At 42.4% G+C, this 20,502-nt stretch carries 24 protein-coding genes; 14 read left to right on the top strand and 10 right to left on the bottom strand.

The genetic code is table 11. The features are described 5' to 3' along the window. Positions 1-125: 125 nt before the first annotated feature. Positions 126-1,133, bottom strand: coding sequence for a rod-share determining protein MreBH (gene mreBH / locus ASU00_RS22870; RefSeq protein WP_057915750.1), 1,008 nt, complete (start codon positions 1,131-1,133; stop codon positions 126-128). A 126-nt stretch (positions 1,134-1,259) separates the two neighbouring features. Here mreBH and ASU00_RS26745 point away from each other — a divergent pair, with 126 nt between their 5' ends. The 7 genes from ASU00_RS26745 (at position 1,260) to map (ending at position 6,275) form a co-directional block, all read left to right on the top strand. Further along, positions 1,260-1,388, top strand: a complete 129-nt coding sequence (locus tag ASU00_RS26745) for a hypothetical protein (RefSeq protein WP_269085353.1) — start codon at positions 1,260-1,262, stop codon at positions 1,386-1,388. Between the two features lie 88 nt (positions 1,389-1,476). Next, positions 1,477-2,574: an AbrB family transcriptional regulator gene (locus ASU00_RS22865; RefSeq protein ID WP_057915749.1), complete on the top strand. Its 1,098-nt coding sequence runs from the start codon at positions 1,477-1,479 to the stop codon at positions 2,572-2,574. Positions 2,575-2,845: 271 nt separating this feature from the next. After that, positions 2,846-3,637, top strand: a complete 792-nt coding sequence (motA, locus tag ASU00_RS22860; protein WP_057915748.1) for a flagellar motor stator protein MotA — start codon at positions 2,846-2,848, stop codon at positions 3,635-3,637. Further along, positions 3,630-4,385 carry a flagellar motor protein MotB gene (motB, locus tag ASU00_RS22855; protein WP_057915747.1) on the top strand — a complete coding sequence of 252 codons (756 nt, stop codon included), beginning with the start codon at positions 3,630-3,632 and terminating at the stop codon, positions 4,383-4,385. Before motA ends, motB begins: the two co-directional genes overlap by 8 nt. Positions 4,386-4,431: 46 nt before the next feature. After that, complete coding sequence (locus ASU00_RS22850) at positions 4,432-4,707, top strand: late competence development ComFB family protein (RefSeq protein WP_057915746.1); 276 nt, start codon at positions 4,432-4,434, stop codon at positions 4,705-4,707. A 196-nt stretch (positions 4,708-4,903) separates the two neighbouring features. Continuing rightward, positions 4,904-5,419: a type 1 glutamine amidotransferase domain-containing protein gene (locus ASU00_RS22845; protein WP_057915745.1), complete on the top strand. Its 516-nt coding sequence runs from the start codon at positions 4,904-4,906 to the stop codon at positions 5,417-5,419. Positions 5,420-5,528: 109 nt separating this feature from the next. Next, complete coding sequence (gene map, locus ASU00_RS22840; protein ID WP_057915744.1) at positions 5,529-6,275, top strand: type I methionyl aminopeptidase; 747 nt, start codon at positions 5,529-5,531, stop codon at positions 6,273-6,275. A 40-nt stretch (positions 6,276-6,315) separates the two neighbouring features. Here map and ASU00_RS22835 read toward each other — a convergent pair whose 3' ends face one another. The 4 genes from ASU00_RS22835 to ASU00_RS22820 all read right to left on the bottom strand — a co-directional run bounded on the left by ASU00_RS22835 (position 6,316) and on the right by ASU00_RS22820 (position 8,653). After that, complete coding sequence (locus ASU00_RS22835) at positions 6,316-6,558, bottom strand: DUF2164 domain-containing protein (RefSeq protein WP_057915743.1); 243 nt, start codon at positions 6,556-6,558, stop codon at positions 6,316-6,318. An 11-nt stretch (positions 6,559-6,569) separates the two neighbouring features. Then, positions 6,570-7,076, bottom strand: a complete 507-nt coding sequence (gene mobB / locus ASU00_RS22830; protein WP_236712813.1) for a molybdopterin-guanine dinucleotide biosynthesis protein B — start codon at positions 7,074-7,076, stop codon at positions 6,570-6,572. Further along, positions 7,073-8,338, bottom strand: coding sequence for a molybdopterin molybdotransferase MoeA (locus ASU00_RS22825; protein ID WP_057915741.1), 1,266 nt, complete (start codon positions 8,336-8,338; stop codon positions 7,073-7,075). The genes mobB and ASU00_RS22825 overlap by 4 nt, the downstream gene beginning before the upstream one ends. A gap of 90 nt (positions 8,339-8,428) precedes the next feature. Beyond that, positions 8,429-8,653: a DUF1128 domain-containing protein gene (locus tag ASU00_RS22820; RefSeq protein WP_057915740.1), complete on the bottom strand. Its 225-nt coding sequence runs from the start codon at positions 8,651-8,653 to the stop codon at positions 8,429-8,431. Positions 8,654-8,880: 227 nt separating this feature from the next. Between ASU00_RS22820 and ASU00_RS22815 the strand changes: the two genes are divergently transcribed. Then, positions 8,881-9,282 carry a hypothetical protein gene (locus tag ASU00_RS22815; protein ID WP_057915739.1) on the top strand — a complete coding sequence of 134 codons (402 nt, stop codon included), beginning with the start codon at positions 8,881-8,883 and terminating at the stop codon, positions 9,280-9,282. 16 nt (positions 9,283-9,298) lie between these two features. Further along, positions 9,299-10,138: a YihY/virulence factor BrkB family protein gene (locus ASU00_RS22810; RefSeq protein ID WP_057915738.1), complete on the top strand. Its 840-nt coding sequence runs from the start codon at positions 9,299-9,301 to the stop codon at positions 10,136-10,138. Positions 10,139-10,364: 226 nt separating this feature from the next. On the opposite strand, the gene ASU00_RS22805 is transcribed toward ASU00_RS22810, so the two are convergent. Beyond that, positions 10,365-12,287, bottom strand: coding sequence for a heavy metal translocating P-type ATPase (locus ASU00_RS22805; protein ID WP_057915737.1), 1,923 nt, complete (start codon positions 12,285-12,287; stop codon positions 10,365-10,367). Positions 12,288-12,616: 329 nt separating this feature from the next. Then, positions 12,617-13,783: an MFS transporter gene (locus ASU00_RS22800; RefSeq protein ID WP_057915736.1), complete on the bottom strand. Its 1,167-nt coding sequence runs from the start codon at positions 13,781-13,783 to the stop codon at positions 12,617-12,619. Positions 13,784-13,976: 193 nt separating this feature from the next. Between ASU00_RS22800 and cax the strand changes: the two genes are divergently transcribed. Both cax and ASU00_RS22790 read left to right on the top strand, forming a co-directional pair. Then, positions 13,977-15,032: a calcium/proton exchanger gene (gene cax / locus ASU00_RS22795; protein WP_161809780.1), complete on the top strand. Its 1,056-nt coding sequence runs from the start codon at positions 13,977-13,979 to the stop codon at positions 15,030-15,032. 459 nt (positions 15,033-15,491) lie between these two features. Continuing rightward, on the top strand, positions 15,492-16,304 hold the full coding sequence (locus ASU00_RS22790) for a YfkD famly protein (protein ID WP_057915735.1): 813 nt from the start codon (positions 15,492-15,494) through the stop codon (positions 16,302-16,304). A gap of 34 nt (positions 16,305-16,338) precedes the next feature. Here ASU00_RS22790 and yfkAB read toward each other — a convergent pair whose 3' ends face one another. Continuing rightward, the gene (yfkAB, locus tag ASU00_RS22785) at positions 16,339-17,460 is read right to left on the bottom strand and encodes a radical SAM/CxCxxxxC motif protein YfkAB (RefSeq protein WP_413783545.1); all 1,122 of its coding nucleotides are present in this window, start codon (positions 17,458-17,460) and stop codon (positions 16,339-16,341) included. A gap of 158 nt (positions 17,461-17,618) precedes the next feature. Between yfkAB and ASU00_RS22780 the strand changes: the two genes are divergently transcribed. Next, complete coding sequence (locus tag ASU00_RS22780) at positions 17,619-17,807, top strand: SE1561 family protein (protein ID WP_057915733.1); 189 nt, start codon at positions 17,619-17,621, stop codon at positions 17,805-17,807. 232 nt (positions 17,808-18,039) lie between these two features. Further along, positions 18,040-19,608, top strand: a complete 1,569-nt coding sequence (locus ASU00_RS22775) for a fumarate hydratase (protein ID WP_057915732.1) — start codon at positions 18,040-18,042, stop codon at positions 19,606-19,608. 45 nt (positions 19,609-19,653) lie between these two features. Here the strand turns inward: ASU00_RS22775 and ASU00_RS25840 are convergent, their stop codons facing one another. Then, positions 19,654-19,797 (bottom strand): hypothetical protein, encoded by a 144-nt coding sequence (locus ASU00_RS25840; RefSeq protein ID WP_169792922.1) that lies wholly within the window; start codon positions 19,795-19,797, stop codon positions 19,654-19,656. 112 nt (positions 19,798-19,909) lie between these two features. Here ASU00_RS25840 and ASU00_RS22770 point away from each other — a divergent pair, with 112 nt between their 5' ends. Continuing rightward, a complete protein-coding gene (locus ASU00_RS22770; protein WP_057915731.1) occupies positions 19,910-20,095 on the top strand; it encodes a hypothetical protein in 186 nt (61 codons plus the stop codon). A 193-nt stretch (positions 20,096-20,288) separates the two neighbouring features. On the opposite strand, the gene ASU00_RS26445 is transcribed toward ASU00_RS22770, so the two are convergent. Beyond that, positions 20,289-20,502: hypothetical protein (locus tag ASU00_RS26445; RefSeq protein ID WP_236712812.1), on the bottom strand; the 214-nt coding region annotated here is incomplete at its 5' end.

Here is a 20,502-nt window from a genome sequence, read left to right as displayed (position 1 = left end):
CGTAGAGCCTCAATCTCTTAACTTTAGGCGAAAATTCAAAGGAATTTCAAAAGAGGTTCGGAATTTTTTATTCCGAACCCCTTTTGTCTACAAACTGAAGGGATCCCGAGTAGGGATCCTTTTTTTTAGTATACAGCTTTTTGTAATTTGTGAATAACCTCAAGTGAAAGTCCGGTACCGATGGCAACTGATTCAAGCGGATTATCTGCAAGTTGGACTGGAACGACAATCTCCTTCGTCAGCCATTCTTGTATCCCGTTGAGAAGTGCACCTCCGCCTGATAAGATGACGCCTTGGTCGACGATATCCCCGCTTAATTCAGGTGGACAGTCTTCCAATGTTGCCCTGATTGCTTCCAATATATGAAGTAGCGATTCCTGAATGGCTTCCTGTACGTCAGTGGATGATATTGTAATTGGTTTTGGAAGACCTGTTACAAGATCCCGGCCCCTGACTTCCATCGTGATTACGGAATGTTCAACAAGTGCATAGCCGATTTCTTTTTTTATTTCCTCGGCTGTTCTTTCACCGATCAGCACGTTATGCTTTTTCCTAACATATTGGCTGATATCTTCATCCAATTGGTCACCGCCAATTCTGATGGAATTGCAAGATACTACGCCGCCATATGATATGATCGCAACCTCAGTCGTACCGCCGCCAATATCGACGATGACATTAGCAACGGGCTCTTCGACAGGAAGACCTGCACCAATTGCTGCCGCCACCGGTTCCTCGATGAGGTGGACCTGTTTGGCTCCGCAACTTTTGACTGCATCTTGAATCGCCCTTCTCTCTACTGACGTTGAGCCTGATGGCGTACATACCACTACACTAGGTTTCCGGAGCGATAAGCCCAGAGCCTTACTTGCTTTTTTCATGATTTCACGCAGCATTTGCGCGGTTACATCAAAATCTGCAATGACACCATCCTTAAGTGGACGGATTGCAACGATATTTGCAGGTGTTTTCCCAATCATGTTTTTTGCATCTACACCGACTGCCAATACTTTATTAGTCTCTATATCAATGGCCACCACTGATGGCTCATTAAATACGATTCCTTTATTTTTACTGTAAACTAACGTATTTGCAGTTCCTAAGTCAATGCCTATTTCTATATTTGATAACATTTAGTCACCCCTCCATAAGAGTTTGACCCCCATATACTCATTCTACCTTTTACAGGGCGTTTGTGGGGGTGGTAATTCTAGTAAATGGTGGAAGGGTCATGCTGTTCCTTTTTATGATAGGGAAATATGTTGAAAGATTTTGGCGTTCTAGCAAGTGTCAGGAACTTGAAATCAATCCTCGTACCGATTGCAAACGGAGTTGGTGAACGGCAGAATGGCGTAAAAATGCTTGATGTCGTATTGAAATTGCCGTAGCTTTCGTCCTAAACAAGGATGGCTGCAACTTCGGAACGCTCATAATATGTTAAGATATAGATGAAAATTAGATAAAGAAGGTAATTTTGTGAATACATATTTTATGGAGAGTAAGAGTTTTAAAATCATCTTTACTTCTATTCTCGCCTTTCTGGGTGGATATTTGTTTGAAAGTCTTGGCGTTTACTTGCCGTGGATGCTTGGACCTTTATTTGTGGTCATGATCGCAAAGGTGAAGCTAGCGAAGTACATGTTTTGGTCTAAAAACTTTAGAAGCACGGGGTTGGTCATTCTTGGTTTACAGCTGGGCAGTTCATTTACGAAACAATCATTAAACGAGATGGTTGAATATTTGCCTGTCATGCTTTTTACAACAATCGCAATCATTTTATTTTCGATGTTGACCGGATGGTTTATCGGCAAACGAATGAACTTATCCCCGAGCACTTCCATGCTTGGCAGTTTTCCCGGCGGCCTTTCCCAAATGGTGGTCTTGAGTGAGGAAATGAAGAATAGTGATGAAACGGTCGTTGGCTTCATGCAAACACTTCGTGTCATCCTCGTAATTTCCATGGTTCCTTGGCTCGTGACCCACGTCATGTCGGTTGATTCAAATGCGATGGCGGCCATAGCTGAACGGCCGTTTTTCTTATTTGATTATGATTGGAAAATCGCAATCATGATGCTGGGGACCCTGCTATTATTCATCATTATTACAAAGAGAATGAGATTCCCGCTGCCTTTTTTACTGGGACCATTAATGGCGGCGGGCATATTCAACTTAGTCGGACCAGGTGCCCCGCAAATACCTGACTTTTGGCTGAACATGTCACAATTATTGATTGGCACACATTTAGGCTATACATTGAAGGTTAACAACCCACGACTTTTCCGTAAAATGTTCGGAGCGGTATTCTTAAGTAATGTTCTATTGATTGGTTTTTGCTATTATCTTTCCATTCAATTGGCTCCGGTCCTATCTTTACAGGCGAATGAATTGTTCCTGAGCATGGCGCCTGGCGGTGTGGCGGAAATGGCAGTCACGGCGCTGTCCGTTCATGTCGATCTATCCGTTGTCACAAGCTTTCACTTATTCAGGATTTTATTCATTTTATTTCTTCTTTCACCGGTTATTAAATGGCTGGATGGAAGGAACGAGGGGAAACAGGAACAGGGGCAAAGCTGACGAGCTTTGTCCCTTGTTTCGATACGGAAAAAATCACGAGCAAATCGTAAAATTTACGAATGGAGAAACAAAACTTGAACGGTTCGGCTTGAAAATTCGTTCATGGGCGAAACATTCACCCAATATGCTGAAACAGGTTGGGAATCGGCCATAGATGGATTTTGTGATAATTTAATGGAATTTAAAACGGAATAGTAAAATAATCCTCATTTTTTTCAAATATCAACCGATATAAAAAGAAAACGAGACTTTAAATGAATGGGTGAATATTATGGATATAACATCGGTTTTGGGCGTAGTTCTTGGGATTGTGGCCATCTTGGCCGGAATGGTGTTGAAGGGTGTAAGCGTTACGGCTTTGATTAATCCCGCAGCCATTTTGATCATTATTGTTGGGACGATCGCCGCTGTCGTAACGGCTTTTCCTTTGTCAGAATTAAAAAGGCTACCAAAAATATTCAAGGTTTTATTTTTGCAACAAAAATTGACGAAGCCGGAAGAATTAATCAAAACTTTTTCGGAGTGGGCGGTCATTGCCAGGAAAGAAGGTTTATTGGCATTGGAAAGCATTTCGGATCAAGTGGATAATACCTTTTTGAAAAATGGCTTGAATCTTGCAGTTGAAGGTCAGAGTGCCGATTACATTCGGGATATCCTAGCAGAGGAAATCGACGCGATGGAAGAACGCCATTTAAGCGCAGCAGCGATTTTTAGTCAAGCCGGAACATATGCACCGACACTTGGGGTATTGGGTGCGGTAATCGGGTTGATCGCGGCGTTGGGGAATATGGCTGACACGGAGGCATTGGGACATGCGATATCTGCCGCCTTCGTTGCAACCTTGATGGGGATTTACACCGGATACGTATTATGGCATCCGTTTGCTAATAAACTCAAACGTAAATCGCAGCAGGAGGTCCGGGTTAAAGAAATGATGATAGAGGGGATTTTATCGATCATAGAAGGGGAAGCGCCAAGAACGATTGAACAGAAATTGACGTCATACTTGCCTGCTGGAGATCGTAAGAAGTGGCTGGAAGGCGATGTGAGAGAAGATGGCTAGGAGGAAAAAGAAACAAAGGCATGAAGAGCATATCGATGAATCGTGGTTGGTTCCCTATGCCGATATCTTAACATTGCTTCTTGCACTTTTTATCGTCTTATTCGCATCGAGTTCGGTTGACGCAATAAGGTTCCAGCAATTGTCCAATGTATTTAACCAGGTTTTTACGAGCGGTACGGGATTTATGGATTTTCCAAGTGACTCCCCAAGCAATGAGCCGACATCACCAGAGCAAAAAGCAGGGGCTGAGGATCTTGAGAAATTAGGTGAAAATGAGCAGGAAGAGCTTACAGAAGTTAAGAGGCGTATCGATACTTATATCAAGAAAAATGATTTAACGAATAAATTGGCAACCAATCTTACGGATGAGGGTATGTTGATATCAATTCGGGAAAACGTTCTGTTTGAATCGGGTGTGGCTGAGGTTAGAAGTGAAAATCGAAAGATCGCTAAGGAAATATCCGATTTATTGGTCATGGATTTGCCCCGTAACATTATCGTAAGCGGACATACCGATAATATTCCAATCAAGACATACCGGTATGAATCAAATTGGGACCTGAGCGTGATGCGTTCTGTTAATTTTATGAAACTTCTTCTTGAAAATAAAGAGTTGGACCCTGAAATGTTCAGTGCTAAAGGACACGGGGAATTCAAGCCGGTGGCTTCTAATGAGACGAAACAAGGAAGAGCGAAAAATCGGAGAGTGGAAATCCTGATTGTTCCTCGGACAGCAATAAGTGAGTGAAAACCTGTCTGGAATGGACGGGTTTTACTTTTTGAAGGGGACATGTATGGATAGAGAATATACAAATGTAATGGAAGAAATCGTTGTGACATGGGTTCGGGTTTTAATGACAGGTATGGAATACCAAACTTTTTGTTCATGCAGTAAATGTAAAAATGACATCATTACATTATCATTGAATAACCTGCCTAATTACTATGTAACCACAGAAGAAGGACGTAAGCGGATGTTTGAAAATTTGAATACAGAAGAAAACCGGAAATGGATCAATAAGAGAATCATCAATGCGATACACGTTGTGGGGCTGTATCCTAAACATTGATTGAGATGTGGGAAGATAAGGTGCAAGCGACCTTATCTCTTTTTGATTTGCCTGGTAATGAGGCAAAAGCTTAAACATGAGTTTTGGCGGTTTTGGAGAACAAAATGAATTATGTGTTTTGATTGCGTTGCAGGAGGGAATATAAATAATGTACAAGGCAGATTCATTCGATCAAAAATGAGGAGATGAATTTTTTATGAGTAAAAAAATTGCATGTGTAGTAACGAATATGTTTGAGGACTCGGAATATAGTGAACCGGCTAGAGCATTTGAAGAAGCCGGCCATACGGTAACGACGATTGAAATGGAAAAAGGGAAAACGGTTAAAGGAAAATCAGGTGAAGTGGAAGTGAAAATCGATGAAAGCATCGACTCGGTAAAACCAGAGGATTTTGATGCATTGTTCATTCCCGGGGGTTTCTCGCCAGACCAGCTTCGCGCAGACGAACGATTCGTAACGTTTGCCAAAGCGTTCATGGATGATAGAAAACCTGTCTTTGCGATCTGTCATGGACCGCAGCTCCTGATTACGGCCAAGACACTGGAAGGACGACACGCAACAGGCTATACCTCCATTAAAGTCGATATGGAGTATGCAGGTGCCACATACTTGGACAAGGAGGTTGTAGTTTGCGGCAACCAACTTGTAACCAGCAGGACACCGGGAGATATTCCGGCATTTAATCGGGAAGCCCTTAACCTATTGAAATAAAACCCGGCAGCCGCCGGGTTTTTTTATGTAAAAAGTTTTAAAGGATTCATATACTTCCAGCTTTGCAGTAAAATAAAAGGAGAGACGAATAAAAAAGGAAGTGTCACGATTGATCGTATTAAAATCTGCACGAGAAATTCAAGCGATGCATGAATCAGGTAAAATTCTGGCAGCTTGTCATAAGGAGATTGCAAAGATGATCGTTCCTGGTGTGACAACATGGGAAATAGAGGGATTTGTCGAAGGGTTCCTAAAAAAACATGGGGCAAAGCCGGAACAAAAAGGGTACAAAGGCTATGAATATGCGACATGCGCAAGCATAAATGAAGAAATCTGCCATGGCTTCCCGCGTAAAACACCTTTGAAAAATGGGGATATCGTAACGATAGATATGGTCGTCAATTATAATGGTGCCCTTGCCGACTCGGCCTGGACGTATACGGTCGGAAAGGTTTCAAGGGAAACCGAACATTTAGTACATGTGACGAAGGAATCTTTATATAAGGCAATCGAGGTGTGTGTCGAAGGCAAGCGAATCGGTGACATTGGTCATGCCATTCAAACATATGTCGAAGCGGAAGGTTTCTCCGTTGTTCGTGATTTCATTGGTCATGGGATCGGAAATGTCATTCATGAAGAGCCGCAGGTTCCGCATTATGGCTTGCCGAATAAAGGTCCACGACTTAAAGAGGGAATGGTATTCACCATCGAGCCGATGGTCAACGTAGGTACATATAAAGCCAAAAGGGATGCTAATGGATGGACGGCTTCCACGGCAGACGGGAAATACTCGGCCCAATATGAGCATACGATTGCCATCACGAAAAACGGTCCGCTTATTCTCACCGAACAATGAACGAAAAAAACAGCATCAAGCAGGATGCTGTTTTTTCACCTTAATCAATCGGTCGTTCCAATGAATATAAATCTTCTTCGATGTTTCCTAATCTGTCCTCAATTACTTTTTTAGCATCTTTAATGCCCTCATTATAAATAAAGGGAGCGATATTTTCGAGAATGAATTGTAAGTGATTTTCAGCAGCGATTTCACCGATTTCCTTACCCTGTTCCTGATACACATACTCTTGGATATGTTCGATCATCTTGCGGCGTTTTTCTAAGGGAAATTGAATGAACATTATGTCCTCCTTCATATTTGCTCTAAAAACCATGAGAAGAATTGATCGGAATTCAATGGGAAGACCGGTACGGAGGCATGATTTCTCGTTCTTTCGAGACGTTCAGGCCAAGCGACCGCTGCTTGTACATTCGAAAGCCGTTCCAATAAGGACAAATCACTTTCTTCTTTGATTAGAATAACCTTAGGAAAATCCTCTTGCTTATACCCTTCTATTAAAATCACATCTGGATGAAATAGACTCAGTAATTTTATTAGCTCAGTAATTGAGGCACCTCCCTTTAAATTACCAAGCAATTCTATTGTCCCGTCTCCTTCAACAAGTGAAGCGGCAGCCCCAGCCTGGAAGTGATTATGGGAATCCTTCAAATTACTGATATCCGGTTTTCCCCCATGGCCATGATGCTTTAATACGGCTGTCTCTACATTCAGCTCGCGAAGATTTTCGATCATCTTCTTAATGAATGTCGTTTTTCCTCTATTTTGATAACCGACCACCTGAAAAATAAAGGGCTTCACCAAGGAGAATTCGATCCTTCATGATCTTCAAGAAGCAGGATATCCACAATATCTCCCGTTCGGAATCCGCGTGTTCCTCCAGGTAGGACGGTCAGTGAATTGGCACCTGCCAAGCTCGTTGTAATATTGGATTTATCGACACCGCTGGGGGTTACCCTCAATTGGCCTGATTCGTAATATAATCGAGTGCGCAGGAGACGTGTAAATGGGTTGGGCTTTAAGAAGTCGTCTGCCAATTGAGCTTTCTCCTTGCGTAGATGCGGCTGTTGGGAAAACAGCATCGTCCGAATGATCGGTCTTGCAAATAGTTCAAAGCCGACATAACAGGCAGATGGATTACCGGACAAACCGAATAAAAATTTATTTCCATAAACGGCTACAGTCGTAACGCTTCCGGGGCGCATGGCCACTTTGTTGAATAAAACATCTGCTCCAAGCTTTTGATAGACATCAGGGAGGAGGTCGAAGTCACCGACGGAAACGCCACCTGTTGTAATGAGCAGATCCACTTCCTCCAAAGCTTTTGAAATTGCCACATAGCTTGATTCGAGTTCGTCTTTAAGCTTGCCATAGTAACGTACTTCTCCACCAGCCCTAAGGATTTGAGCAGAGATGGCATGCGAATTGCTGTTGCGAATCTTGCCAGGCTGCAACGGTTCATTCACATCAAGAAGTTCCGAACCAGTGGCGAAAAGCCCGATGACAGGCTTCGTGGCAACGGGCACCTCGGCATATCCGAATGTTGCCAGCAACCCAATGATTCCTGGATTTATATAGGTTCCTTTTCTTACAAGAACATCGCCTTTCTTTGCGTCTTCTCCTTCAAAAGAAACATTTTCCCCTTTCTCAAGGGAGCGTTTAAATGATATGTATTTCTTTCCGTCCTTTTCGAATTCTTTCGTAAGCTCAAGCATGATCACGGCATCACATTCAGCTGGCATCTGGGCACCAGTCATGATTCTCGCCGCTTGGTTTTGTTGTACGGGAACCGTTGATACCATACCCGCAGCCAACGCCTCAACCACTTCAAACTCCAGTGGATAAGCTATGGAACCGCTAACTGTATCCTTTGCCCTGAGAGCAAATCCATCATATGGCGAACGGTTAAAATGAGGAACATCATTTGTAGCAGTGATATCTTGTGTCAAAAAACGATTTTGGCTTTCTTCCAAGGGAACCCATTCCACTTGTCCCGCTCGTTTATATTCCATCACTTTATTAACTGCTTCTGCAATACTGATCGGCGTTCTTCTTTCCACCATGCTTTCAACTCCTATCTCTCTTTCCTATATCAAATGTAGCAGAAATTTATAAAAAGAAAAATCCTCACCATTACGGGAGGATTTAATTGTTTACTTATTGCGCAGCCTGCCAAGCTCTTCAGCGATCGCTTCCATTTCACGGACACTGAAATTCGTTTTTTTCATCACCATTTGATATATATCATGCAGTTCTTCGTACATATCGATATCAAAATGGGTTGATTTGATGGCGCCGAAGTTCATCACTTTCAATTTATCCTTAATTGCGTCCACCATGAACTCGACGCTTTCGGCCGTGTTTTGAGTTAAATCCATTTTCCATCATCCTTTCAAACGTTCCTAAATTATTTTCATCTTTGCATGATTGCCCGTAGAAGTCAATGGATATTGGGGGTGAATACAAGCAGTAAACCCTGTTACCTTGATTGGTTCGGCGTTTTAAATTGAGCGGTTTTGGGAAAAGATAGGAAAAAACTTGTATTGTCATTGTATAATGAAGATAGAAATTTCCAACCATCAATATATGACGAGGAGGAGAATATATGAACAACATTCGAGAAGAATATAAGAGTGCCAAGAAAAGTAAATTTATGCAAGCTGTATTTATAGGGGCGTTAGCTGGGGCCGCAGTTAGTCTTTTTGATAAGAACACCCGTATGTCTGTTTTGGAAAATAGCAAGAGCTGCGTGAGCAATATGAAAGCATTCGTGAATAATCCCAATGGAATACTTACACAGGTCCGTGATACATCAGCAAAAGTCCGTTCCACAGTCGAAAAAATTTCTGATGATGTATCCTTCATTTCCCAAAAAGTAGAAGAAATGAAAGATATTCCTGCACAAGTTGCCCAAGTAGTGATGGAGACGAAGGAAGTCTTTACGCATGAGAATGAGGAAGAGTCGTCGACGAATCATCTTCAACAAGAACGAATCTCCTTAAATTAGAAAATGGGGTGGAGGTATGGCCGGTAAAAAGGAATGGCTAAAAGGGTCATTCTTCAAGTCTTTCATTAAGCGGTTACAGATGGATGAAGTGACGGGATTAGCTGCTCAGTTGTCGTATTTCTTCTTGCTTTCCCTGTTTCCGTTACTTATTTTTTTATTCACATTACTGGCCTATCTGCCATTTTCCCAAGAAGATATTCTGAATTCTGTCCGTACCTATGCACCTGCCGATTCGATGAAGATCATTGAAGCCAATCTCGCGGATGTGATGGAGGCGAACGGAACGTTATTATCGTTTAGTATCATCGGTACGATATGGTCTGCTTCAAATGGAATGAATGCAATCATTAAAGCGTTTAACCACGCATATGGTGTAAAAGAAAGTCGAACTTTCTTTATTTCCCGGGGAATGTCGATTCTGCTCACTTTAGCGATGATTTTCGTTTTTATTGTCGTATTGCTGCTTCCGGTATTCGGTAAACAGATCGGGCTATTGCTGTTTGCCGAAATTGGCCAATCCGATGAGTTTCTGGCGATCTGGAATCAACTGCGCTGGGCGGTCAGCACGTGCGTATTTTTAATTGTATTTACGAGCCTTTACTGGATCGCTCCTAACATAAAGCTGAAATGCCTAACCGTGCTGCCGGGTGCTATCTTTGCAACGGCAGGCTGGTGCCTCGTTTCCTTTTTGTTTTCTTTTTATGTTGATAAATTCGCTAATTATTCCGCAACATATGGAAGTCTTGGCGGAATAATCGTTCTAATGGTCTGGTTTTACTTATCAGGTCTCATCATCATCCTGGGCGGGGAAATAAATGCCCTCTTAAGCGAAAAGAAAAATCCAGATTGTGAATGAACTTCCTTGACTTCCCGTAATCGCGATCCATCCTGGTGCAGATACTATTCAAGAAATGACAACTTTTGTAGAGGAGGAGTTTTTTCATGAGTAAAAAGGATGGCAGCACAAAGCAAAAAGGGAAAAAAGGCTCGAACCATAAAACGTCTGGTTCTGCAAACGGTAAGAACGGGTATCATTAAAGAGCTAAACATAAAAAAAGGAGCCTTGGGGCTCCTTTTTGCATTTAGTTTCTCAATAGCCTTAAGCTATTCAGTATAACGAGAATCGTGCTACCTTCGTGGCCAATGACGCCATAAGGCAGGTCCAGGAATTGAAGGAAGTTCGATGCAATCAGGATCATGATGACCGAGATTGAAAAAATGACGTTTTGTTTGATGATGCGATTCATTTTTTTGGATAGCTTGACGGCTTCAGCGATGCGGGGCAGGTCATTCTTCATCAGGACGACATCCGCTGTCTCAAGGGCAACGTCCGTTCCTTCGCCCATTGCGATCCCGACTGATGCGGTTGCAAGTGCAGGTGCATCATTAATTCCATCCCCAACCATTGCGACAGTGCCGAATTGCTCCTTCAGCCTTTTCACTTCATAAACCTTCGTTTCAGGCAGGCATTCCGCGATATATGTATCAATATGGCTCTCTACAGCTATCGCTTTAGCTGTTTTTTCACCGTCACCTGTCAGCATTACAGTGTGAATGCCCTCATTTTTTAGAGCTTTGATGGCGGCAATCGTTTCTGCACGCACGACATCTTTCAAGGTGAGTATACCTGCGATTCCTTGTTCATCTCTTGCATAAACGATCGTCTTGCCTTGTTCCGCCAATGTCAGCGCAATGCCATTGTTGAATTGTTCAGCTTCACTTCGGCCGACGAAATCAGCTTTTCCGACTTTCCAGAGCACTCCGTTGATATAAGCTTGAACACCGTTACCTGAAATATCTTCCATATTGTCTGGTTTAACGATGTCAGTGGCCAATTTCGTTTTGGCATAACGAACGATCGATGTTGCCAGTGGGTGGTTCGAATAATTTTCAATAGATGCGATATGAAATAAGAAATTCTCTTCAGTTAATCCTTCACGGATGATGATATCGGTAACCTCTGGTTTTCCTTTTGTCAAAGTACCGGTTTTATCTAAGGCGATTGCCTGGAGGTTGCCCAGATTCTCGAGATGGATGCCGCCTTTGAATAGTATGCCATGTCGTGCACCATTAGAAATGGCGGATAGTGTAGCTGGCATAATGGAAGCTACAAGGGCACAAGGCGAAGCGACAACGAGCAGGATCATCGCCCTGTAGAATGTTTCCGTCCAGCTCCAAGCCAATACGAAGTGGGGCAGGAACATCATTAAGCCAACCACTGTCAATACGACCTTTACGTAAGTTCCTTCAAACCGTTCAATGAACAGCTGTGAAGGGGACTTTTCACTTTGAGCTGACTGTACGAGGGTAATTATTTTTTGAAATAAAGTTTCACTTGCTGGCTTGGTAATTTCCACGGTGATCGTGCCACGAAGATTTACCGTACCGGCGAATACCTCATCATCCAATGATTTGCTGACAGGGATCGATTCGCCAGTGATGGCGGCTTCATCAATATTTGTACGTCCGTCGGTAATTTTTCCATCCGAAGGCACCCGTTCTCCTGGTTTCACCAAGATCAAATCCCCGATGTTAAGTTGGGAAACGGATACGGTTTCTTCAAATCCGTTAGTGATGCGCAGTGCTTCTTCCGGCTGTAAATCCATTAGCGCTGATATTTCTTTATGGCTTTTATTCATCGTGTACGTTTCAAGTGCGCCGCTTAAAGCAAAGATGAATATTAATATCGCGCCTTCGGTCCAATAACCAATGATGGCCGACCCGATGGCCGCGAGGATCATTAACATTTCAACATTCAATTCGCGGTCGGCAATCGTATCTTCGATGCCTTCTTTTGCTTTGGCATAGCCGCCAATCAGGAAAGAGGCCAAGTAAACGACGATGGAGGTGGAATACAAACCGTTCTTTGAAAGAACCCAGCCCACAACTATTAATAAACCGCTGAATAATGCAGCGATAAGTTCGATATGTGGTTTTGCCTTTTCCAACCAAGTGTTTTTGCGTGCAGCCGCCGGTTGGGTTAATTGTTTCGTTTCTGTAATCATAAGATTTCCCTCCCACATTCTTCTCTATTTTTGTGTAATTGATATAGATTATCATTGGAACGATGTCTAATTGAGAAAGATAATCAACGTCATTCTTCCCCGTAAAATATGAAAGCTGTCATCGGAATTGCGATGACAGCAACGTTTTAAGGATTTGTTGACATGATTTCTTTTTTGATAATATTATATTACCACATATCCTATTCGAAAATAAAGAAGAATGATTCTAATCTAGGAAAAATATAAAGTGCGAGGTATTTAAATGAACAGTACTATAAAATGGCTTTACAATTGAATAATAAATCAACCAGTTCAGATAATAAACCAAACTACATAGTTGAGGCAGGCATTTTTTCCTTGAAGAGGGCCAATGCCATGAAGACGAGGAAAAGCATGATGCTGATCATATAGAAAAAATTTCCACCCTGTAAATGTTCAATGACAAGGCCGCCAAAGAATGGACCTAGGATGCTGCCTAGACTATAAAAGATACTGCATAACAAATTTCCAGCAGGCAAAAGATTTCGGGGCAATAAATCTGCCATATAACTGATACCTAGCGAGAAAGTCGAACCGACCATCATTCCGCCAAGCATAAAGCAGAGGAAAAGGCCGATTACAGAATGGGAGTAGATTCCGGCTAAAGTGAATATGGAAAATCCTGAAAAAACGATGAACAGCAAGGTCCTTCGCCGTCCAAAGCGGTCACTGAGCATTCCAATCGGAATCTGTGTAAGCAGCGTACCTCCTGAAAATGCCGGAATGATAATCGATACGGCGGTCAAATCGATTCCCGAGCGCAATGCGAATACTGGAAAGTTGCTATTCAATGAAGCTTCGAGCACTCCAAATGTGAACGGCAATAAAAATGCGACCCAAGCGATGCGGCTCACCTTCGTAAACCTTTTGAATGTACCAAGTAATGATGTGTTTTCAGATTCATCACTTTCAGGTAGCTCATTTTTAATTAAGAAAACAGTTAACCAAGTGAGCAGGCTAAGTATGGATGTGATGATGAACGGTAATGACTGATTGATTTCGAGAAGCTTCGTCATTAGCGGACCAACCATGAAGCCAAGACTGAAGAAAAGGCCGTAAATGGCAAGGTTCCTTCCTCGCTGTACGATCGGTGAAATAGCGGTGATCCATGTTTGGGTGGCAAAGTGCAATGTATGATCACCGATACCAATGAAGAAACGAAGGAGAAACCAAAACCAAAATGATTTCCAGACCGGAAATAGGGCCAAAGAAAGGATGACGGTTATTCCGCCAAATAATATCAATGGTTTGTATCCGTATTTACGGAGTGGTGCTTCCATAAAGGGGGAAATCAACAAGATCCCAATATAAAGCGATGCAGCATGAAAGCCGTTTAAGGAAGAACTAATACCATCACTTTCAAAAATGATGGCTATGATCGGCAAAAGCATCCCTTGGGAAAAACCCGATATGCCGACAATGCAGATTAAAACACGTATAAGCAGCTTTTGATTCATAAATTCATGTCTCCTAAAAAATGTGTACCATGTTGATGTTACATCCTAGGAACAGGATTACGCAATAGATTTTTGGGTAAATATTGACAAGAAGGGGAGCATTAATAAAATTTTTCTTTGTCAATTCCCTGAGATTATGTATGATAGTTTTTGTTATACAAAACGTACATATAAGATTGTGAGGAGAAGTATCATGAATAAAATATTTTTGGGGCTTGTCGGATTGGGTGTCCCCTTGTCCGTGATTGGTTCATTACTGCATTGGCCAAGTGTAATCATGTTCATCGTCTATTGCTTAACCATCATCGCGCTTGCAGGATTCATGGGCAGGGCGACGGAAAGTTTAGCGATTGTCATGGGGCCTAGGATTGGCGGGCTTTTGAATGCTACCTTTGGTAATGCAGTCGAATTGATCATCTCCATCTTTTCATTGAAAGCAGGACTTGTGGGTGTCGTACTGGCATCTTTGACTGGTTCCGTTTTAGGGAATCTGTTGTTGGTGGCGGGTTTATCCTTCTTTATCGGCGGGACGAAATATAAACGGCAGAAATTCAACGTATTCGATGCCAGACATAATGCCGGACTGTTAGTCTTTGCTGTTGTTGTAGCCTTCGTGATACCGGAAGTGTTTACACAAAACATGAGTGCACCAAGCACGATGTCGTTAAGTGTCGGAATTTCCATCATATTAATTTTATTATACCTCGCTGCTTTATTCTTTAAGTTGGTCACTCATAGAGGGGTATATCAACATACAGAGAAAATCGAGGAACATGAAGAGGAAGAACCGGAATGGAGCAAGAAAAAGGCAATAATCATCCTTGCTGCTGCTACATTGGCTGTTGCGTATGTATCGGAAAAACTTGTCCATACGTTCAGCGAAGTGGGGGAAACCTTCGGATGGTCGGAGTTATTCATCGGTGTCATCATCGTTGCGATTGTAGGTAACGCGGCTGAGCATGCGTCCGCCGTCATAATGGCTTATAAAAATAAAATGGATGTGGCTGTGGAAATTGCGGTCGGTTCCACGCTTCAAGTCGCGATGTTCGTAGCTCCTGTACTCGTACTGATTTCGTTAATGTATCCAACGCATATGCCGCTTGTTTTCACATGGCCGGAGCTCATTTCGATGGTTACAGCCGTCTTCCTGATGATCATGATATCGAATGACGGGGAAACGAACTGGTTTGAAGGTTTAACACTATTGGCAGCTTATTTCATTATGGGAATAGGATTTTACTTATTATAGGAATACAAGGCCTTCCGTCGCGGCGGAAGGTTTTTATATAAATAAAAATGACTCTGCTCAGGTTAGATTTAGCAGAGTCATTTCTATATTAGTAAATTACCATTCATAAGTTAATCCAAAATTTTTCATCATGCTTTTGTAAAGTTGAGAAATATTCTAGAGTGTCACACCATCCTTTTACATCAGATTTAAGTATTGGCGATTTCGTTTTCTGTCAACCTTTAAAAAGGTGTCATGGATTGTTCGATAAGCATACCCCCTGAACGTGTAATAGGTATGAACGATTTCGCCTCCTTTTTATAATGTAAATGTAGTATAACAGATTCGTAAAGATAAGTAAATATTCTGAACTTTACAAATGCATTACAAAATCGCTCATAGGATTGAAATGTATAGAATGCTGCCAAAAAACAAAATCTATAAACAAATGATTGATCCCTTGAAAAGGAGTGCGACAGCATGAGAAGAATTATTCTTTGTACGATGATTGCGCTAAATGCTTTCATTCAGGCGAATGTAAGCTTTGCGGCCGATATACCCGGAGAAAAGGTAGCTCCGACTAAGGTGAATATCCCGCCTTCCGTATTGAATATTGCAAAGGAAAACACATACCCTAACTCGACTCAAGATCTTCCGATGCTGCAGCCGAGTAAGTTTGCCGAACAATTGATCGATTCGTCTGATATCAAGATTGAAAATCCAGAACTTATTCATATGTTGAATGAATCGGCGATTGCAAAGGCCCCGCTTGCTTTTGGTTACAGGGCGACCATTTATCTTGGACATTGGGCATTGAATTATGAGTCATCGGAAACGGCCCCGAACTGGGAATATCAAAAAATCAATATGAATTATTATGATAATCGTGGCGGCGAAGTCCCATATAGGATCCGGTACGTCCAGGAAAGCCAGAAGGCAGTAAGTGGAGGGTTGACGGCTAAAATCCCGAAGGCTGAGGATGTTCAGAAGATGATGCTATTAAAAGCTACCGAAAAGACAAATTTGCCATTGGCCTTCGAGACAATCATCGGAGCTGGTACGAAGAAAGATGAAGTATACAATGTGGCATCGAACAGGATCGGTTACTTATCCAGTTATGCGTCCGCAGTAAATGAAAAAGGTAAGGTCACATATGGGGAAGTATATTTGAACTTGAAAGGCAATAAAAGAACGATTACGATCAAAAACATCACTTCACAGGGGATCGATGCCTGGATACCTGTTCAGGATCATGTCTCCTTCAGCTTCACCGTATCGCAGCAACCCAGGTAAACGAAAAGAACTCGCCTGAATGGCGAGTTCTTTCTCATAGGTTTGAACTTCTTATCCTGAAGTCTACCTTAGGGTAATATGCATTTTTGACGAGAACATTCGGACCTAGGCATTTGACTGCCGGGCAGTGGCAGTTCAATTGAGTGGCCAACTTCGAATTCATCCAGATGTCGTACGATTCGGTCAATGGTTGGTCTTTAATATTCCCCAAGGTCGGGGCATCACCGAAGTCAGTCACGATAACCTCACCGGTAAAAATGTTGATATTCAATCGTGAACGTCCATCAGGGTCATTGCGTACGGTCACTTTATGCGAACCATAAAGACGCTGAAGCAACTCTAAATCCTCTTTATTATCATTACAAGGGTAAAATGGCAATGTACCGAGAAGCATCCAAACATTTTCATCACGAATATCAAGCAAGTGATGAATCGCTTCACGCATTTTGTCCAAAGATAAAGTCTCAAGGGCCGATGCGAAATCGCTTGGATACATCGGATGTATTTCATGCCTTTGACAGCCCATTTCTTCGACGATCTGTCTGTGAATGTGCTCAAGATGCGGCAGGGTGCGTTTATTGAGCATCGTTTCTGCCGACACCAGCACACCAGCTTTTGTCAGGGCACGTGAATTTTCAATCATTTTATCAAATAATTTCTTTCGCTGTTCCCGAGATGGTTTCCGATCCATCATGGCAAAGCCAATATCAATGAATTCATCAATCGTTCCCCAGTTATGGGAAATGTGCAGCACATCCAAATATGGAATGATTTCCTCGTACCGTTCCAAATCAAGGGTCAAGTTGGAATTGATTTGTGTCCGCACCCCGCGGCTCCGGGCATATTTCAATAGAGGCAATACATAATTCTTCACTTGTTTTCTTGATAGCATCGGTTCACCGCCTGTAATGCTGAGCGAACGAAGCAAAGGAATTTCATCAAGCCGTTGAATGAGCAATTCCAAAGGAAGAGCATCTGGGTCTTTGGGCTGCAGGGTGTAGCCGACAGCGCAATGCTCGCAGCGCATATTGCAGAGGGTGGTGGTGGTGAACTCCACATTGGTCAAGCTCATCTTTCCATATTGTTCAACGTCCATGTATGCTTCCCAAGGATCATACTTGGGTGTAATTGGTATTAAAAGATCTTGCTTGATAATTGACATGTTTAAAACTCCTTACGTAATAATGCACTAACCCATTATGAACAATACGGACAAAAATTGTCAAATGGCGAAGAACTTGATTTTTAGCCTTGCCATTGCACTTTCAAGCAGATTTCGTTACGATGATATTGAGAATGGAAGGAGAGTGCCTCATGGGAAAATCCATTACAGGTAAAAACGAACAATTATCATATTTAAAAGAACGCCTCACGATGTTCATGGAGGTTCTTGACCATATCGAACCGGAAAATACGGAATTGGAAGATATAGACCGCTTAATCGGCATGTTAGATGATTTGGAAGGAAAAGTTGAGCAATTCAAAACTCGCGAACCAGAATGATATCTGTTTCGATAATATGATGTGTTCAATATATTTATTCATGAAGGGATGGCAAGCGACATATGCCATCCCTTTTTCGATGTGGCCATGTATTTCATCCCAAGTCACTTTTCATTAAGAAATTTATTTACTTGTTTTCGAAAGAATATGTTAGATGTATAATAAAACGGGTGTTGTAGCATTCACTATTAACAGAGAAGCAATCTAGGGGAAATAAGAGGGGGAGAGAATTTTGGACATTCAAAAATTCCAAGAAAGTATGTACAGCCTTATCGTTGAAACTTCAACGAATCTTCCAAAGGATGTTCGTCGGGCGGTCAAAAGCGCAAAGGAACGTGAAAATGAGGGTACTCGTTCAGCCTTGAGCTTGGATACCATCACCAATAATATTACAATGGCTGACGACAATGTATCTCCGATTTGCCAAGATACTGGTCTGCCGACTTTCAAAATTAAAACTCCAGTTGGCGTGAACCAACTTGAAATAAAAGAAGCAATCAGAAATGCAATCATATTAGCGACGAAAGGCGGAAAGCTTCGTCCAAACGCCGTTGACTCTCTATCGGGTGAAAATAGTGGGGATAACCTTGGGGAAGGTCTTCCTGTCATGAAATTCGATCAGTGGGAAAAAGACTACATTGATGTCCGCCTGATTTTAAAAGGAGGCGGCTGTGAAAATAAAAATATCCAATACAGTCTTCCTATGGAACTTGAAGGTTTGGGAAAAGCGGGCCGTGACTTGGACGGAATTCGTAAATGTGTTCTCCACTCCGTTTACCAAGCGCAAGGACAAGGCTGCAGTGCCGGCTTCATAGGGGTTGGTATCGGGGGAGACCGTTCATCCGGATACGATCTGGCTAAAGCCCAACTTTTCCGCAGTAATGAAGATGTGAATCCGAATGAAGACCTTCGCAAACTGGAAGAGTACATCATGGAAAAAGCCAATGAGTTGGGTATCGGAACGATGGGCTTTGGCGGTGAAACCACGCTGCTTGGCTGCAAAATCGGTGTCATGCACCGTATTCCGGCAAGCTTTTTCGTATCTGTAGCATACAACTGCTGGGCTTTCCGCCGTTTAGGAGTGAAAGTGAATCCTGAATCAGGAGAAATCAATGAATGGCTATATCAAGAAGGCGAAAAAATCGACTTTGCCTTAGAAGCTCAAAAAGCGGCTAAGGAAGAAGTGGCTGCCGCTGTAGAATCAGACGTTGAAGCTCCACGTGAAATCACCTTACAAGCACCAATTACGGAGGAACAAATCCGCGAATTGAAAGTTGGGGACGTAGTCCATATTAACGGCAGAATGTATACAGGCCGTGACGCCATCCACAAACACTTATCTGAAAATCCGGCTCCAATCGACCTTGATGGACAAATCATCTATCACTGTGGACCAGTAATGCTTAAGGATGAAGAAGGTAAATGGCATGTGAAAGCTGCTGGTCCAACGACAAGTATCCGTGAAGAACCATATCAAGGTGATATCATGAAACGATTCGGTATACGTGCCGTTATTGGTAAAGGCGGTATGGGACCCAAAACACTAGAAGCACTAAATGAACACGGTGGTGTTTATCTCAACGCAATCGGCGGCGCTGCTCAATATTATGCTGACTGCATCAAATCCGTCGAAGGTGTAAACTTCACCGAATTTGGTATACCAGAAGCGATGTGGCATCTGAACGTGGAAGGGTTCACAGCCGTTGTTACCATGGATTCACATGGAAACAGCCTGCATAAAGATGTTCAGCAATCCTCATTGGAAAAACTGGCACAATTCAAAGAACCAGTATTTAAATAAATGTAATGAAAAAAGACGCTCATCAATCATTGATGAGCGCCTTTTTTAACCTTGATCCTCTATTTCGGGCAAGCGATCGATCCTTGACGAATCCTCTAAATTCAACCCACTTTTAACATAATGAATAAACACTCCAGCCCCCAAGCCAAGACACCCAACAAAACCTAGCGTTATTACCCATTCCAGCACCGCAACCCCTCCTTGCTAGATGTATATGAAAAAAAAAGGCCATAATTGCCTCAGAAAAGTACAATCTTTTGGAACCACCAAACATATATTAGAAGGGAAAGGGGGGATTTTCATGCAGAATAGCTACTTCTTATTCTTTATCGCCATGATAACGGGTTTTGCTTTCATCCAACTCCCTGTGGCAAACACAATCTTCTCCGGTCTTGAAACATTCCTAGACGTAATCGGAATTGTAATCGTTCTCGTTTTCGCTATCGCCATCATATGGAAGGCGGCACAGGCGTTATTTAAAGGATAAACAAATATGGGGGCCAATCCTTTTCCAAGGAAAGGCCTTTTTTCGTGATGAAAAATCGTTCAGCCGTTCCGAAACGGGCAGTAATTCGTCCTAAGATCGGATAATTTGACCAGAAGAGGATAGAATTCGACCTGAAGAGGATAGAATTCGATCTAGAGTGGGGATAATTCATCCGAAGATGTGAAAATTCGACCTAGAGCGGGAATAATTCGTCCGAAGATGTAATAATTCGACCTAGAGCGGGAATAATTCGTCCGAAGATGAGATAATTCGACCAAGAGCGGGGATAATTCGTCCGAAGATGAGATAATTCGACCAAGAGCGGGAATAATTCGTCCGAAGATGTAATAATCCAACCTAAAGCGAGAATAATTCGTCCGAAGATGTGATAAATCGACCTAAAGATG

It is taken from the genome of Peribacillus muralis, assembly GCF_001439925.1.
Lineage (GTDB): Bacteria > Bacillota > Bacilli > Bacillales > DSM-1321 > Peribacillus > Peribacillus muralis.
This window is presented reverse-complemented; position numbering and strand designations above follow the sequence as displayed.